13 protein-coding genes are annotated in these 15561 nt (G+C 57.0%); 8 read left to right on the top strand and 5 right to left on the bottom strand.

The window, feature by feature from the left end:
* Positions 1 to 51: 51 nt before the first annotated feature.
* Positions 52 to 1242: an acyl-CoA dehydrogenase family protein gene (locus G8764_RS03715; protein WP_166161968.1), complete on the bottom strand. Its 1191-nt coding sequence runs from the start codon at positions 1240 to 1242 to the stop codon at positions 52 to 54.
* A gap of 58 nt (positions 1243 to 1300) precedes the next feature.
* Positions 1301 to 3022 carry a class I adenylate-forming enzyme family protein gene (locus tag G8764_RS03710; RefSeq protein WP_166161966.1) on the bottom strand — a complete coding sequence of 574 codons (1722 nt, stop codon included), beginning with the start codon at positions 3020 to 3022 and terminating at the stop codon, positions 1301 to 1303.
* A 371-nt stretch (positions 3023 to 3393) separates the two neighbouring features.
* Here G8764_RS03710 and G8764_RS03705 point away from each other — a divergent pair, with 371 nt between their 5' ends.
* Both G8764_RS03705 and G8764_RS03700 read left to right on the top strand, forming a co-directional pair.
* The gene (locus G8764_RS03705) at positions 3394 to 4449 is read left to right on the top strand and encodes an NAD(P)H-dependent flavin oxidoreductase (RefSeq protein ID WP_166161964.1); all 1056 of its coding nucleotides are present in this window, start codon (positions 3394 to 3396) and stop codon (positions 4447 to 4449) included.
* A 43-nt stretch (positions 4450 to 4492) separates the two neighbouring features.
* Complete coding sequence (locus tag G8764_RS03700; RefSeq protein ID WP_166161962.1) at positions 4493 to 5248, top strand: enoyl-CoA hydratase family protein; 756 nt, start codon at positions 4493 to 4495, stop codon at positions 5246 to 5248.
* A gap of 12 nt (positions 5249 to 5260) precedes the next feature.
* On the opposite strand, the gene G8764_RS03695 is transcribed toward G8764_RS03700, so the two are convergent.
* A complete protein-coding gene (locus tag G8764_RS03695) occupies positions 5261 to 6004 on the bottom strand; it encodes a glycerophosphodiester phosphodiesterase (RefSeq protein ID WP_166161960.1) in 744 nt (247 codons plus the stop codon).
* A 100-nt stretch (positions 6005 to 6104) separates the two neighbouring features.
* Between G8764_RS03695 and G8764_RS03690 the strand changes: the two genes are divergently transcribed.
* On the top strand, positions 6105 to 6701 hold the full coding sequence (locus G8764_RS03690) for a histidine phosphatase family protein (RefSeq protein ID WP_166161958.1): 597 nt from the start codon (positions 6105 to 6107) through the stop codon (positions 6699 to 6701).
* Here G8764_RS03690 and G8764_RS03685 read toward each other — a convergent pair whose 3' ends face one another.
* Positions 6702 to 8390 (bottom strand): FAD-dependent oxidoreductase, encoded by a 1689-nt coding sequence (locus tag G8764_RS03685; protein ID WP_166161956.1) that lies wholly within the window; start codon positions 8388 to 8390, stop codon positions 6702 to 6704.
* A gap of 177 nt (positions 8391 to 8567) precedes the next feature.
* On the opposite strand from G8764_RS03685, the gene G8764_RS03680 reads away from it, so the two are divergent.
* The 5 genes from G8764_RS03680 to G8764_RS03660 all read left to right on the top strand — a co-directional run bounded on the left by G8764_RS03680 (position 8568) and on the right by G8764_RS03660 (position 14076).
* Positions 8568 to 9104: a lecithin retinol acyltransferase family protein gene (locus G8764_RS03680; protein WP_166161954.1), complete on the top strand. Its 537-nt coding sequence runs from the start codon at positions 8568 to 8570 to the stop codon at positions 9102 to 9104.
* A 181-nt stretch (positions 9105 to 9285) separates the two neighbouring features.
* The gene (locus tag G8764_RS03675) at positions 9286 to 11283 is read left to right on the top strand and encodes an SDR family oxidoreductase (RefSeq protein WP_166161952.1); all 1998 of its coding nucleotides are present in this window, start codon (positions 9286 to 9288) and stop codon (positions 11281 to 11283) included.
* A 6-nt stretch (positions 11284 to 11289) separates the two neighbouring features.
* Complete coding sequence (locus tag G8764_RS03670) at positions 11290 to 11823, top strand: nuclear transport factor 2 family protein (protein ID WP_166161950.1); 534 nt, start codon at positions 11290 to 11292, stop codon at positions 11821 to 11823.
* A 235-nt stretch (positions 11824 to 12058) separates the two neighbouring features.
* Positions 12059 to 13705: a sulfatase-like hydrolase/transferase gene (locus G8764_RS03665; protein ID WP_166161948.1), complete on the top strand. Its 1647-nt coding sequence runs from the start codon at positions 12059 to 12061 to the stop codon at positions 13703 to 13705.
* Positions 13702 to 14076, top strand: a complete 375-nt coding sequence (locus tag G8764_RS03660; RefSeq protein WP_166161946.1) for an SDR family NAD(P)-dependent oxidoreductase — start codon at positions 13702 to 13704, stop codon at positions 14074 to 14076. Before G8764_RS03665 ends, G8764_RS03660 begins: the two co-directional genes overlap by 4 nt.
* 84 nt (positions 14077 to 14160) lie before the next feature.
* Here G8764_RS03660 and G8764_RS03650 read toward each other — a convergent pair whose 3' ends face one another.
* Entirely contained in the window at positions 14161 to 15483 is a 1323-nt protein-coding gene (locus G8764_RS03650; protein ID WP_166161944.1) for an MFS transporter, read from the bottom strand.
* Positions 15484 to 15561: the final 78 nt, after the last annotated feature.

Raw genomic sequence — 15561 nt, 5'->3', positions numbered from 1 at the left:
CTCAAGCTCGTCACACAGGGCTGTGCTTCAACGCCAATTGGGGAAGCAATCTCAACCCGGGAGCTGAAGTACCCGTTTGGCAATAATGTTGAGCTGAATTTCCGACGTGCCGCCGGCGATGGTGTGGGCTTTGTTATAGGCCCAGTTCTGCACCGTGCGTTTTTCCCCATCGCTGAATTCATCGTCATGCCAGCTCAAGCCGCGGTTGCCGAGAATAGCCAGCAGCAATTCGTCTTTGCGCTGTACCTCGGTGGTACTGACGTATTTCATGATAAGCGGTAGATTGGGTTCCGCCTGGCCCTGCTCCAGAAGTTGATACAGGCGCTTGTTGGTGAGGGCGTCGGCGCCGGATTGCATTAAGTGCCGGGTGACGCGGTCGCGCAGTATGGGGTCGCGGATTTTGCCCTGCTCATCTACACCGATGTAGCGCTTGGCGAGGTGCCTCAGGTCTTCTTCCTCACGCTCGGCCATGGCACCCATGATGCTCATTAATTTGCGCTCGTGTTTCAACAGCTCCTTGGCGACAGTCCAACCCTGGTTGAATTCACCCACCAGGTTTTCTTTTGGAACCACCACATCGTCGAAGAATGTCTGGCAGAACTCCGACTCACCGCTGATCAATTGAATGGGCGATGTGGACACGCCCCTGGTTTCCATGTCGATCAGTAAAAAGCTGATGCCTTCCTGTTTGGGTGCATTCGGGTCCGTGCGCACCAGGCAGAATATCCAGTCGGCCTTGTCGGCCTGGGTAGTCCAGATCTTGGTACCATTTACCAGAAAATGATCCCCTTTGTCCTCGGCCCGGGTTTTCAAACCCGCCAAGTCGGATCCCGCGGCGGGCTCAGAGTATCCCTGCGACCAGCGAATTTCTCCGCGTACGATTTTGGGAATGTGTTCGGCTTTTTGTGCTTCAGTGCCGAACTTCAGCAGTGCCGGACCAAACATCCACAGGCCAATTTCGTAGAGGGGAGGGCGGCAGCCCAGCGCCTGCATCTCTTCCTGCAGTATCTGGGCCTGCTCCGGGTTGAGGCCGCCGCCGCCATATTCACTGGGCCATTCGGGCGCGGTCCAGCCGCGGTCGCGCATACGTTCAAACCATAATTTGGCATCTGCGCTGGGAAAAGTACGTCGGCGACCGCCCCAAATTTGTTCCTCCTTGACTATAGGCTGGCGCTGGGAGTCTGGGCAGTTGGCCTCGAGCCACGCGCGCGTTTGTTGCCGGAACTGTTCGAGTGTCGACATGGATATATCCTGCTTTTAAGGGTTAGCTGTTTTTTGGTACGGCAGTTTTCTGACAATTTCAACTGCCGGGGAAAAAGGCCTCCCGCACTTGCTTTTTCAATACTTTATTAGTGGCATTGACCGGAAATGGCTCGTTGGTGAATTTGACGAAGCTGGGTACCTTGAAACCCGCCAGGCGCGCCGCGCAAAAGTCTTTTACGGCCTGCGGGTTGCAATTGTCCAGATCGCTCGGGCCGTTGGGGCGCACCACCACCGCCAGTTCCTCGCCCATTGCTTCGCTGGGCACGGCAAAGGCGGTAACCGCCTGCACGCCGGGCATGGAGAGAATGCAGTTTTCAATCTCGATTGGGTAGATGTTTTCACCGCCGCGGATGACCATATCCTTGACCCGGTCACAAATGTGCAAGCAGTCGTCTTCATCGAGGTAGCCAATGTCACCGGTCTTGAACCAGCCGTTATTAAATTCTGTGCTGGTGGTTTCGGGAAGATTCCAGTAGCCCTGGGCGTTAGTGGGGCTTTTCAACCATATTTCCCCGCGGCTGCCAGCTGCGACGTCGACACCATCTTCATCGCAAAAGCGCAGTTCGGCAACCGGGTGGACAAAGCCACAGGCGGTGGGCTTGGCCCGCGCCACTGCGCCGGCGAAGGCGCAGCCGATACCCCCGGATTCGGTCATGCCATAGCCCGCACCGGCGATAGCATCGGGTAGCAGCTCGTTGCGCAACTCTGACAATCGCTCTGGTGAGGCGGCACCACCACCGGTGACATTGATGATGCTGGATTTATCGATGCGCTTGAATTCATCGCGCTGCATCATGTCCAGCAGCATCGTCGGAGCGGCCAGCACGTTGGTGATTCTTTCCTGTTCGATAAGCTTACAGGCTTGCTGCGGATCCCATTTGTACATCAACACCAGCCCGCGCCCGCCGCGCAGGTTGAATAGAAACTGGGAGTAGAGGCCGCTGATATGAAACAGGGGCACGGCGAGCAAGTTTTTGGCGCTCCAACCGCCCTGCATATGCTTGGTGATGGCTTCCTGGTTGGTCATGTAGGTAACCGCCCCGGTCAACTCCAGATTGACGATGGCCTGTGAACAAGCGCGGTGGGTAATTACTGCACCCTTGGGTTTGCCGGAGGTGCCAGACGTATACATAATTATGGCTGTGTCTTCAGGCGCGATGATGACTTCGGGTAGCGCCTGGCGCTGCTGCAAAGGTGGCACCTCGGCCAGCAGCTTTGTCAGGCTGATGCAGCCCTGTGCCAACGGCTTGTCCTCGCCTCGCACCACGATGGCCTTGACGGGGCTGACACTAAAGTCGATCAGTTCGTAGCGCTGCTGGTCGCAAATGACCAATTCCGTCTCGGTATCCTGCAAGCTGTATTGCAACTCCGCGGCTCGGCCCCAACTGTTGAATGGCACGACTATCGCGCCAACTGAAATAATGGCCACAAACGCCGTCATCCACTCGGGATAGTTGCGCATGGCGATGGCGACCCGCGCGCCTTTCTCAATCTTGTACTGGTGCACCAACTGGTAGGCCAGCTGGTCAGCCTGCTGAAAAAAATCATCGAACGTCCAGCGCTCGTCCTGATAAACCAGGAACTCCCGCTCGCCAAATTCTCGTGCCGGGGCAAACAGGTCAACTATATTCGCGGGTGCGTTAACCAGTGTTTTGTAGTCCACACCATCGATGGATTGGGTTGCAATTTCGAACGCTGAGCCAGGCTCGCTGGTAAGAGTGGAAACGGCTTTTTCGTACGCTGTTTTAAATGAGCTCATAAGCTGCCAATGTACCCTTTGCAATTATATTTAAGACGCGATTTCAGTCGCTGATGCTGCTACCAGTATCTTGGAAAAGAAAAATCAAGTAAATAAAGGGCGGGCGTGAATGGGGCTTGGGGCATAGGCCGAATGCATTATAGATGCGTACGGAGCCAGCCAGTTCGCGCAGTTTGAGTGGCTGCCAGTGCGGCGTTGCGGGCAGCGCTGTGCATAGTCCTGGCGGACGATGAGGGCCGCAAGGATAAGTGGCATATTAAGGCAATTAGCCGCTTGCGGGCTGAAACTTCGCGGTGCATGCAAGACATGCAGGCCGCAATACGGATATCGCGGGACAGATTCAGTGCCCGCAGCTGCCACAGGAGCAAAATATGCAAACTTCACTGACTGAGTTGCTTGGATGTCGCTACCCGATTATCCAGACTGCGATGGGCTGGGTGGCCGATCCGGCATTGGTCAGCGCTACCTGCGAGGCGGGTGGTTTTGGCTTTCTGGCGGGCGCAGTCATGACCCCGGCGGAAGTCGAGGCGGGAATAGAGCAGATCAAGGCCAAAACGGATCAACCTTTTGGTGTCAATTTTCATATGTATACCCCGGGCGCCAGCGAGATTGTCGATATTTGCATTCGCCACGGGGTCAGGGCCGTCAGCTACAGCCGCTCGCCAGCACCGGACATGATTGCGCGCCTGAAGGCGGCCGGAGTAGTGTGTATTCCCACCGTCGGTGCGTTGCAACACGCGGTCAAGGCGGTGGCTATGGGGGCGGACGCCGTAGTGGTACAGGGTTGTGAAGGGGGCGGACACACCGGCAAGGTGGCGAGCAGTATCTTGCTGCCACAAGTGATCAGTGCACTGGACGTGCCGGTGGTGGCAGCCGGTGGTTACAAGGATGGTCGCGGCCTGGTGGCTGCACTGGCCTGTGGCGCCGCTGGCATCGCCATGGGTACGCGCTTCCTGATGACGCGGGAATCGCCGGTACCGCAGCTCACCAAAGCCCGCTATGTGGGTGCCAGGGCGGAAGAGATCATTGTCAGCACCAAGCTGGATGGGCTGCCCCAGCGCATGATCAACAATGAATGCCTGCAAACGCTGGAGCACAAGTCCAAAGTGGGCATGTTGCTGCTGGCGATTCGCAACGGCTTGGCGTTCACCAAACTAACCGGCGCCTCGCTGTTTTCCATGTTGACCTCGGCCTGGCGCATGAAGCAAAGCAACCGGCTGGGCTTCGGCCAGACCCTGATGGCCGCCAATGCCCCGATGCTGATCCAGGAGGCGATGGTCAAGGGGCACCCGCAGAATGGCATCCTGCCCAGCGGCCAAGTGGCCGGGGTCATCGATGACCTGCCGGCGGTGGCCGATCTGATTAACGATATTATGTGCGAGGCCGAGGATACCATCGAGCGCCTGGCGGCACTGCAAAAAAACTAAAACTATCCGTTCTGAATATGAGCGCTAGAGAGGAGTAGATATTGTGGCTTTTGATTCAAGTATCGACCAGGGCATTGCGGAAGTCGTGTTCAACAAACCACCGGTGAATGCTTTCAGCAGCACTGAATGGGCGGCGATTGCCCAGCATCTCACCGACCTGGGGCGCAATGACAGTGTCCGGGTTATTGTTATTCGCGCTGAAGGCAAGGGTTTTTGCGCCGGTGTCGATATCAAGGAGCTGGCGGCGGACAGTGGCAAGATTGTGGCCGTCAACAAGGGGAATTACGATACCTTTGCCGCTATACACCGCAATCCCAAACCCGTAATCGTGGCCTTGCACGGTTTCGTACTCGGCGGCGGCATTGGTATTTCAGGGGCCGCCGATATTATTGTCGCCTCCCACTGTGCCCGTTTTGGGGTGCCGGAAGTTGACCGCGGTGCAATGGGCGGAGGTGCGCACTTGCAGCGTATGTTCCCGGTGCAGAAGGTGCGCTATATGTATTTTACCGGTGAGTTTATTGATGCCGCCGAAGCCTATCGGCTTGGCGCAGTAGAGCAGGTGGTAGAGCTGGACCAGTTGCGCGCTTGCGCCATGGACATTGCTGCTAAAATCGCTGCCAAGAGTTCACCGATGATTCAACTGGCAAAGGAAGCGCTCACCGGTATAGAAGATGGCAACCTGGAGGACAAGTACCGCTGGGAGCAGGGATTCACCCTGCAGGCTTATACTGAAGAAGATTCCCAGGAGGCGCGCAATGCCTTTGTGGAAAAGCGTGATTCCAGTTTTTCCGGTTCCTGATTCGGTGGCCGGTTAAACGGGCTGGTTCGCGCCCATAAGTTTACCCACCAGCGGCAGCGCCATCGACGGGTAATCGGTGATAATGCCGTCGACCTTGAGGCGGTACAAGGTGTTGATGGCCAGCGGGTCGTTGACCGTCCAGGCCACGACTTCAATGCCCTGTGCATGGGCATGGCGGACGGTCATTATATTCAGGGTGCGCCAAGTCGCGGAGAGTACACTGCACTCATGTTTGAGCAGCATTGGAAATGGATTGGGGCGAATGGAAATGTAGCCGCGGCGGATATGGGGCGCCTGCTGGCGCAGGGCTTGGTGCAATACCTCGCTGGAAGAGGTGACCACAATGGACTCGGCCAGTGCCGCAGTAGGGAAGCGGGTCGCCAGCAGTTCAGCGATGCGCAGCATGTGTTGCTTCTGGCCCGATTTCACGTCGAGATTGTATTGCATAATTTCGGGAGTGGCTTCGATAAGCAAATCCAGGCTGTGAATGACAGCCGTCGATGACGGCGGCCAGGGCGGGGCAGAGCGTCTCGCATCCATGTTCGCCAATTCCTCGACACTGAACTGGTGGACCTTGCCTTTGTTGAAGGTGGTGCGATTTACTTTGTCGTCGTGGATCACAACCAGTTGTTCATCCCGCGACAGCCGCAGGTCCAGTTCCACATGGCGCACTCCCCTGGCAATTGCCTGCTGACAGGCTGCGAGTGTGTTTTCGGGGGCTTCGCCAGCACCACCGCGATGCGCATATACCAACATAAATTTCTGTCTTGCAGCCGCTATGAGCCGTCAATGGTAGGCTTTACATTCACCGTTAGCATCCCTCAGATGCATTATTTTGGGAATCAATACCACGCTTATGGAATCGACATTCAGATCCGGTCTTGGCAATCATTACTGCGCGCTGCGCCATGGGCAGAGCGAGGCCAATACCGCCGGCGTTATCGTCAGCAAGCCCGCTCGTGGCGTTGCGGCCTTCGGTTTGAGCGAGGAGGGGCGCCGGCAGGTGCAAGCCAGTGCGGCAGCTGCGCGGCTGCCGCGACAGCAGGTGCAGGTCCACAGTTCCGATTTTCTGCGCGCCCGGCAGACCGCAGAATTACTGGCAGAATACTGGCAGCTGCAGCGACCGGTGCAGTATACGGAGTTGTTGCGCGAGCGTGATTTTGGCGAGCTGGACGGGGCTGCGGACAGCAACTATGCCCGGGTATGGGCACTGGATGCAGATAATGCTGACCACAAGACCTTTGGCGTGGAAAGTGTCAACCAGGTGCGTCAGCGGGCGTTGCAGTTGCTGGCGCAAATCGAACAGCAGTGCAGCGGCCAAACCATTATCCTGGTTGCCCATGGCGATCTGCTGCAGATCCTGCAGACCTGGTTTGCCGGCCAGCCGGCGGCGCGGCACCGCAGCTTGCCGCACCTCGGTACGGCGGAATTACGGCCTTTAAATCCCCGCTGATCAATCCAGCATTATCGGTTGCACCTGGGATGCCAGTGTCTCCCTGGCGGAAATGCAATCTCCCGTCAGGGCAAAGCCCAGCAGCTCACCCGCCGGGTTGCGGAACAGCGCCTTGACGCCACTGCTGCTGTTGGCTTCAATCTCCCAGTTGCCTGGTGCCTGTTTCGGCGGTGGCGACACGACCACTGGAAACAGCGTGGTTTTTACCGCCACCGGCATGACCTTGTAGTGTACCGCTGCCGGAGTCCCGCTCAAGGTGCGCGCCAATTTGCGTGCGCATTCCATTAACGGCGCTACGTACAGCAAGACATGGCCGTCCACCTCGGCGGCATCACCCAGGGCGAACACATTCTCAGCGCTGGTCTGCAGATAGCGGTCGGTGACAATGCCACGATTGGTGACCAGGCCGGCACTCTCTGCCAGCGCCAGGTTGGGCCGCACGCCAATGGCGGACAGGGCGATATCGGCATCGATGACCTCCCCATTGCCCAGTTGGGCCCGCAGGCCATTGCCGTGCCGATCGAGCCGTTTTACCACTGTGCCCATATGAAACCTGGCACCGCGAGCCTGGAGGGCATTTTTTACCGACTCCGAGGCGCTGGTGGGCAGCAGGGTGCCGAGCACGGAGTCCAGCGGGTCTACCGCATCCACCTCGAAGCCGGACTGGATCAGGTCGTTGGTGTACTCGGCGCCGATCAGGCCAGCACCGATAATCAGGACTTTTTTCTTGCCCACCATGGCAGTACGAAATTTGGCGTAATCGAGCAAATCGTTGATGGAGTGGACGCAATTGCGGGCGTTGCCCTCCAGCGGTGCTTCGATGCAGCGGCCGCCACTGGCCAGCACCAGTTTGCCGTATTCCAGGGTCTGGTCACCCAGCTGCAGGCGGCGCTGCTCGGTATCGATGGCGGTCACAGTGCTGAATATGCGGATCTCGGCCTGCAGTTGTGCCGCCATTTCTTCGGCACTGGCGTTGGCCAGTTGGTCAGCGCGTTTGGCCTTGTGATAACCGGTGGAGACCAGTGGTTTTGAATAGTAGCTGCCATCGTCACTGGTGATCAGCAGCAGTGGGGTGGTCTGGTCCAGGCGACGGAACTCCCGGGCCAGGTTGTAACCGGCCAGGCCGGTGCCGATAATGACCAGCGGCGGCTTGCTGTAATCCACAGCGGTGGCTGCGATAGTGGTGCTCGCTGCCGGGGTGACAGTTGCTTCCGGGGTAACAGCGGCTTCTGCGGCGCTTGCTGTTTGCGCGGTTGCGTCCGCCACAGAGCTGCGGCTGACGCTGACCATTTCAAAATCGCTTTTGCTGACACCGCACTCCGGGCACATCCAGTCGTCGGGAATATTCTCCCAGCGGGTACCGGGGGCGATACCGTCCTGCGGCCACCCCTTTGCCTCGTCGTAACTCCAGCCGCACACCAGGCACTCCCAGACCTGGTAATCCTGCTGCTGGCTGTCGCTGGCTATCGCTGGCTGCTCTTTGGGTACAGCCACTTCGATTTTTTCTGCGGCCACACCAACCTCGACCATCTCAAAGTCGGACTTGCTAACGCCGCACTCCGGGCACATCCAGTCCTCGGGAATATCCTCCCAGCGGGTGCCCGGCGCAATGTCGTCGTCGGGCCAGCCTTTGGACTCGTCGTAGGTCCAGCCACATACTGAACATTCCCAGATTCTGAAGGGTTGCATAACTATACCAGCCAATTTTTGATTAAAATTTAGTCCTGTCCTGATTCTAACCAGCTTCGCAGCCATTGGTAAACGGGCGATTTACGCTGAATAGGGGTTGACGCAGCAGGGTGAGCACATTACTAATCAGGGGTCGGAAACAGTCGCGACAGCGGCAACTGAGGAATGAGGCAGGCTATGGCCCAGGGTGATCACGTTTATGTAAATCGCTATGGCGGTATCTACAGCCACCACGGTATTGATTGTGGTGATGGACAGATAATTCACTTTGGTGCGCCAGACTGGCGTACGCGCCGCCATATCAGCCAGATCAGTCGTGACGAATTTGCCCGCGGCGATGAAATTATGGTGCGTGACTACAGTCGTTTCTTTGCAACCCTGGAAAGTGAGACCGGGCGCAAACGCGATCCGCTGCAGACGGCCAGCGTAGAACTGAATAAATTCTGGGATGGGGTTCGCGGTCTGGCGGTTGCGGATATTGATCACTCCAGTGCGGCGGTGATTACCAGGGCGAAAAGCCGTCTCGGCGAGAAAAATTTTAATTTGCTGTTCAACAATTGTGAGCATTTCGCCAGCTGGTGTGTCACCGGTATCAGCAACAGCGACCAGATCACCGGTATTTGGCGCGCGGCGCTGCCCGCCGCGCAATTTATGCAATTCAATGCGCGCAGCCGACTGACGGACTGGATGGACCACACGCCGTTTGGTCGTTAGTGCCTGAATATTGAGTCGAATTCAGTTCCTGGTTGCCGCAGCCGGTAGCTTGTTATTGCCCATAGCCGCGACGAGTGACGGTTTTTGCACATCAGGTTGGTCCGGTCCCGTCACATACGCAGCGAAAATGAATCCTTATACTGAAGGCCTAACTAGCAAACTCTAACTGCGAGGCTTCACTATGAGCTACTTTGTTACCGGCGCCACTGGATTTATCGGCGGTTTTTTCGTTGAGCAATTGGTGGCTCGTCCAGGCAAGATCCATCTGCTGGTACGCGAGGGCTCCGAGCACAAGCTGGAGGCCCTGAAGCAGCGTTTGCCCGCCTCAGCCTGGGAGAGAGTTGTTGCTGTCAAGGGCGACATTACCTTGCCAAACCTCGGTTTAAGTGCGGAGCAGTTGGAGCAGTTGAGCGCCCATGTCGAGCACTTTTATCACTTTGCCGCAGTCTACGATATGGCGGCCGATGAAGCCTCGCAAGTCATGGCGAACGTCAATGGTACCCTCAATGCCGTGCAGGCTGCCAAGGTACTTGATGTCAAATGTTTTCATCATATCAGTTCAGTGGCGGTCAGTGGTTTGTTCAAGGGCACCTTCCGCGAAGACATGTTTGAAGAAGCCGAAAATCTCTCGCACCCTTATTTCCGCACCAAGCACGACTCGGAAAAGATTGTCCGCGAGAAGTGCAGTGTTCCCTACCGCATATACCGCCCAGGGGCGGTAATTGGTCACTCCCGCACCGGTGAGATCGACAAGATCGATGGGCCCTACTACTCCTTCAAGGTCATTCAAAAGATTCGTGATGTGTTTCCCAAGTGGATACCCCTGGTGGGCATGGAAACTGGTCTCAACAACCTGGTGCCGGTGGATTTCGTGGTTAAGGCCATAGATCACCTCTCGCACCTGGACGGCCAGGACGGTGGTTGCTTCCATATCACCGACAACGACCATTATTCCGTCGGCCAAATGATGAATATCTTTGCCGAAGCCGCCCATGCGCCGAAGTTTACCCTGCGGTTCGACCCAAAAATCTTCAATTTCGTGCCGTCGATATTGAAAGACATACTGGCCAAGCTGCCGCCGGTGAAACGTTTGCGGGCGACACTGCTCGAGCGCTTCGGGATGCCGGAATCGGCCACCGTTTTCATGAAGTATGAAACCCGCTACGACAACAAGAAAACCCGTCAACTGCTGGAAGGCTCCGGCATCAGCGTACCCAAGCTGGCGAGCTACGCGCCCCAGGTGTGGGATTACTGGGAGCGCAACCTGGATCCGGACCTGTTTATTGACCGGACCCTGGAGGGCCAGGTGGCCGATCGATTGGTTCTGATTACCGGTGCTTCCGCAGGGATTGGCAAAGCGACGGCGATTCGCCTGGCCGCCGCGGGTGCCAGGGTGGTACTGACCGCACGCAGCGAGGACAAACTGCAAGTGGTGCGCGAGGAAATCGAGGCCGCTGGCGGTAAGGCTTACAGCTACTGTTGCGACGTGTCCGACCTGGAATCCTGTGATTCCCTGGTTGCGCAGGTGGAAAAAGACCTGGGCCACGTGGATATCCTGATCAATAATGCCGGTCGATCCATTCGCCGCTCGGTCGATCTTGCCTACGATCGTTTTCACGATTTCGAACGCACCATGCAATTGAATTATTTTGGTGCCCTGCGCCTTATACTGCGCGTCCTGCCCGGTATGACCGAGCAGCGCCGCGGCCATGTTATCAATATCTCCTCTCTGGGCGTGTTGTCTAACCCGCCTCGCTTTTCGGCCTACGTTGCCTCCAAGTCAGCGCTGGAGGGTTTCTCCCGCTGTGCGGCCTCGGAATTTTCCGATAAGAACATACATTTTACCAATATCAATATGCCGCTGGTGCGCACCGAGATGATCGCACCGACAAAAATTTACGAGTACGCTCCGGCATTGGAAGTGGATGAAGCTATTGACCTGGTGGTTGATGCCATCATCAATAAACGTCATCGGGTGGCGACCGGTATGGGTGTCTTTATGTCCTTTGCCGGCGCGGTATTCCCGAAATTTCTGGAAATCTTCAACAACGCCACTTATCGCATGTTCCCGGATTCAGTGCCCACTCAAGGCAAGCCTGGCGATACCAAGCCCGAGGCCCTGGAGACCACCAGTGAGCAGGTCGCTATGGCCACACTGATGAAAGGCATTCACTTCTAAATTGCCATGATCGATTCGCAATTGAGCCAGGAGCAGCGCCTGCAGCGCAATGTCGATGAATTGGCGGTGCGCAACCTGGTGGCGTTGTATGGCATGGCGGTGGACTGTGGTGATACCGCCGCCGCCGTTGCCCTGCATACGGCGGATGCGCGCTATATCGTCAGTTCGCCGCGCGCTGGCAGAGACGACACAGAGACGGCTCAAAGCGCAGTTGATGGCACTGACCTGGTGCTAAAGGGCAGGGATGCCATTGCCGCGATGCTGGATTCGGATCTGCACCAATCGTTACTTCCCAACTGTGCCCATACCGTCGGCCCGTTACACGTCGATATCAAGGGTGGTGACGCGGTGGTGACTGGTTATTCCCGGCTCTATCAACGCCAGGGCGATGATTTTAAATTGTTGCGAGTAGCCGTCAATCACTGGCAGCTGCATAAATTCGACAGCAACTGGCTGATAAGTTGTCGCGAGTCGCGACTGGTTGGCGAGGCAGCGGCGCAGCGGATTTTGCGAGCCGCTGTGAGCGGCATTATGCCTTAGGGAAGCTCTGGTTAATTCATTCCTGAATTAATCATCGTACGGAAACCAAAAATGTAATTTTCGATTCCCTCACATTTTCAACAACTTACAGTTGCCGAAAACGGCGGGATAGTCATGTAGCGCAAAAACTTCCGGATTAAGGGGAGGTTGCCTGGCATTAGCGCCGCCGTGGGGCTCCGTCCGGGGTCCAGGATGGCCAATATTTTTTTCAATCTCTGTTGATGGGAATTACCGAATGTCTAGCTTACAGAAAACCCTGGCCCTGTTGCTGATCTGTTGTCCTTGCTGGGGGCTGGCGGCCACGGACAGGCCCAACATTATCGTCATGGTCGCCGACGATCTGGGCTGGAATGATGTCGGCTTCCACGGTGGTGATATTGAGACCCCGTCGTTGGATCGGCTGGCAAGGGAAGGCATGCAGCTTAATCGCTTTTACACTACTCCTATCTGTTCGCCGACGCGGGCGGCACTGATGACCGGACGCGACCCCATGCGCCTGGGGGTCGCCTACGGCGTGATCCTGCCGTGGGACAACAACGGTGTGCACCCGGATGAGCATTTTATGCCGGAATCGTTTCGCGCTGCAGGTTACCAGACCGCCATGGTGGGCAAGTGGCACCTGGGACACGCGCAGATGACTTATCACCCCAATCAGCGTGGTTTCGAACATTTTTACGGTCACTTGCACACCGAGGTGGGGTTTTACCCACCTTTCTCTCTGGCCGGAGGCAAAGACTTTCAGCAGAACGGGGTTTCTATAGCGGCAACGGCCGAGGGCTACGAAACGTTTTTATTGGCCGATGAGGTGACGCGCTATATACGCCAGCGCGACAAGCAGAAACCGTTTTTTGTCTACCTGCCTTTTATCGCCCCGCACACCCCGCTGGATGCGCCGCAAGAATTGCAGGACAAGTACAAGGACATCAATACCGATTTGGCACCGGCCCGTTCACCACAGACGGACCGCAGTCGTCGCCTGGCCAAAGAGATGGGGCGGGGCAGCAGTCGGCCGATGTACGCCGCGGTGGTGGATGGTATGGACCAGGCCATTGGCCGGGTACTGGACACGCTGGACCGGGAAGGCATAGCGGACAATACCATAGTGCTCTTTTTCAGCGATAACGGCGGTGCGGCTTACGCCTACGGCGGCGCGGATAATGCGCCCCTCAGGGGCGGTAAAGGTGAAACGTTTGAGGGTGGTATCCGCGTGGTATCGCTGCTGCGTTGGCCGGCCAGGCTGGCCCCAGGCGGCAACTTGCAGCAGCTCATGACGGTAATGGATGTGTTTCCGACGCTGGCGCAAGCGGCGGGTATCGACACCGATAATCGCCGTCCGCTGGATGGCAGGAGTCTCTGGCCGGCCATTGCCGCCGGCCAAAAAATGCCGCGCACGGACTATGTGTTTTTTGCCTCCGAAATACCGATCTATGGGCATTTCAATCTGACAGCGTTTAACGACGAGTGGAAGCTGGTGCAGGAGGTCGAACAAAATCAATTGAGCACCAGGGTAACCAACCACCTGTTCCGCATCCAGGATGACCCCAACGAAGAACACAACCTCGCGGCAGAATACCCGCAGCTGGTAGCGCAATTGTCCGATCGCATTCAGCGCTGGCGAGCTCTGCACCCCATTAACGGTACTCGCGCCCGGCTCGCACCGCCGCCCGGCTGGCGGGCGCCCCTGGACTGGGCCGACTACCCCATGGCGCTGGAGAAACTGCAAGCACAACCCGCCCGAAGCATGGCCCCCTCGAATTCTATTGAGCGCATGGTTGATGCTCATCACGGTGAGCGCGGCCGCATTATTTACGATTGCCACCGCCAGTGGACAGCGGAAACTGTTTGTGCGGACAAGCGCAAAAATGAGGAGAGCCAACCGTGAGTCAAGCTGGAGCCGGTGTTACCCCGGAAATCGCCATTGTTACCGGCGCCAGTCGCGGCGCCGGAAGAGGTATTGCCCTGGGATTGGCCGCCAGGGGCATGACGGTGTATATCACCGGGCGCAGCACGCGCGAGGGTGAAGCCCGGGGCTGGGACGGGACACCATTGCCGGGTACAGTACATGGGGCTGCAGCCGAAATCGATTGCGCTGGCGGCAAGGGTATCGCGGTGGTGTGTGACCATAGCGACGACGCCCAGACCGCCGCGCTGTTTCAGCAGGTGCAAGAGGAGCAGGGCAGGCTGGGTATTCTGGTCAATAATGCCGCGTTTATTCACAGCCAGTTAATTGAGCAGAAACCCTTGGCCTGGTAGAGGGATTGCAGGGAAATGATTTCCAGCTCCGCCTGGTTGGACTTATTGTGATTGAAACCGATGTAAGGTATGTCCATGAGTACCTTATCTAACCCTGAGTCGATACGCCAGGCATCCAGCGATAAACAACGGCACCGCAAAAACCACGAAGTTTATTTCCATGGAGACATCGGAGGCAATCATGATGCCACCTATGTAAGGCCCTACGACGGCACCGAAACGACCCAGGCCGATGGCCCAGCCAACGCCGGTGCTGCGCAGTTCCGTGGGGTATATTTTCGCGGCCACCGCGTAGAGGCCAGTAAAACCGCCCTGGAGCAGGAAACCGATCACCAGCAGGTAGAGGATCAGGTTGTCAACGCCATCGGCAAAGGCGAAAATAATCATGCCCAGCGCAGAGGTTGAAAGAAAAGTACCGATCAGCGCAGACAGGCCGATGCGAGTTGCCATATAGCCAAGGCAGACAATACCAACCACGGCCCCCCCATTAAAGGCAACCGCAGCGTAGACGCCCTGGGTTTCGGATAGGCCCGCATTCACCACCAGCTTGGGAATCCAGCTCATCAGGAAGTAGAGGCAGATAAAACAAAAGAAAAAGGTCAGCCAGAGGTTAATGGTTTTCCCGCGCCGGGCTTCGGTTAGCAGGCTCAATACATTGGCTTTGTCCCCATGTTTGCGGGGATCAATAGCTGGCAGGGCTGCTATGGGTGTGCGGCCAAGCCGCTTTAATACCGCGTTGAAATTGTGCAGCGCATTGGCAGGCTGCTTGGTCGCTAAATACTGCAATGATTCCGGCATTAAAAAGTACACCGCAATCACCATGGCCAGCGTGGCTGCGCCACCGGCAAAAAAAACGCTTTCCCAGCCAAATGCAGGAATGAGTGGTGCGGCGATAAATCCACCCAGCATCGCGCCCAATGGATAGCCCGCGGTGACCGAGACCACGGCCAGGCTGCGATACTTTTCGGGTGTATACTCCGCGGTAATGGCGGCCAGGCTGGCCAGCATTCCCCCGACCCCGAGCCCGGTTATCAAGCGCAGGACCACCAGTTGCCAGAGGGATACCGCGTAGCCAGTGACATACATGCTGGTGCCGATCGCCGTGACACAGATCAGTATCATATTGCGGCGCCCAATGACGTCGGAGATGGGCGCGATAAACATAGCGCCGATCATCATACCCGCCAGCGCCACACTGAAGACGATACCCAACTGGTCAGGGCTGATACCAAGTTGCTCGCCGATACTGTGTGCCGTAAACGCCATAGCGGTCACGTCAAAGCCATCCAGCATATTCAGTAGCAGAGCGATAACGACAACCAGGATCTGCGTGGGAACTACCGGCCCGTGATCGATCACCTCGCGGATGATATTGATATCTTCTGTCTCTGTAGTCGCGCCTGCCATTTCTGATTCTCTTATTATAGTTGTTGTGATAACGACCCGACACAAGCGCAAGCAATTACTGGAATCGAAATCGGGCAG

This window comes from Pseudomaricurvus alcaniphilus (assembly GCF_011440395.1).
Taxonomy (GTDB): domain Bacteria; phylum Pseudomonadota; class Gammaproteobacteria; order Pseudomonadales; family Cellvibrionaceae; genus Pseudomaricurvus; species Pseudomaricurvus alcaniphilus.
Note: the sequence above shows the minus strand (reverse complement) of the source record. Positions and strands in the feature narration are given on the sequence as shown.

What these genes read in the sequence shown, in the direction of transcription:
- G8764_RS03665 (WP_166161948.1), top strand. Translation starts at nt 12,059, where the DNA reads ATGTCTAGCTTACAGAAAACCCTGGCCCTGTTGCTGATCTGTTGTCCT.
- G8764_RS03695 (WP_166161960.1), bottom strand. Translation starts at nt 6,004, where the DNA reads ATGTTGGTATATGCGCATCGCGGTGGTGCTGGCGAAGCCCCCGAAAAC.
- G8764_RS03650 (WP_166161944.1), bottom strand. Translation starts at nt 15,483, where the DNA reads ATGGCAGGCGCGACTACAGAGACAGAAGATATCAATATCATCCGCGAG.
- G8764_RS03680 (WP_166161954.1), top strand. Translation starts at nt 8,568, where the DNA reads ATGGCCCAGGGTGATCACGTTTATGTAAATCGCTATGGCGGTATCTAC.
- G8764_RS03705 (WP_166161964.1), top strand. Translation starts at nt 3,394, where the DNA reads ATGCAAACTTCACTGACTGAGTTGCTTGGATGTCGCTACCCGATTATC.
- G8764_RS03715 (WP_166161968.1), bottom strand. Translation starts at nt 1,242, where the DNA reads ATGTCGACACTCGAACAGTTCCGGCAACAAACGCGCGCGTGGCTCGAG.
- G8764_RS03675 (WP_166161952.1), top strand. Translation starts at nt 9,286, where the DNA reads ATGAGCTACTTTGTTACCGGCGCCACTGGATTTATCGGCGGTTTTTTC.
- G8764_RS03710 (WP_166161966.1), bottom strand. Translation starts at nt 3,022, where the DNA reads ATGAGCTCATTTAAAACAGCGTACGAAAAAGCCGTTTCCACTCTTACC.
- G8764_RS03690 (WP_166161958.1), top strand. Translation starts at nt 6,105, where the DNA reads ATGGAATCGACATTCAGATCCGGTCTTGGCAATCATTACTGCGCGCTG.
- G8764_RS03685 (WP_166161956.1), bottom strand. Translation starts at nt 8,390, where the DNA reads ATGCAACCCTTCAGAATCTGGGAATGTTCAGTATGTGGCTGGACCTAC.
- G8764_RS03670 (WP_166161950.1), top strand. Translation starts at nt 11,290, where the DNA reads ATGATCGATTCGCAATTGAGCCAGGAGCAGCGCCTGCAGCGCAATGTC.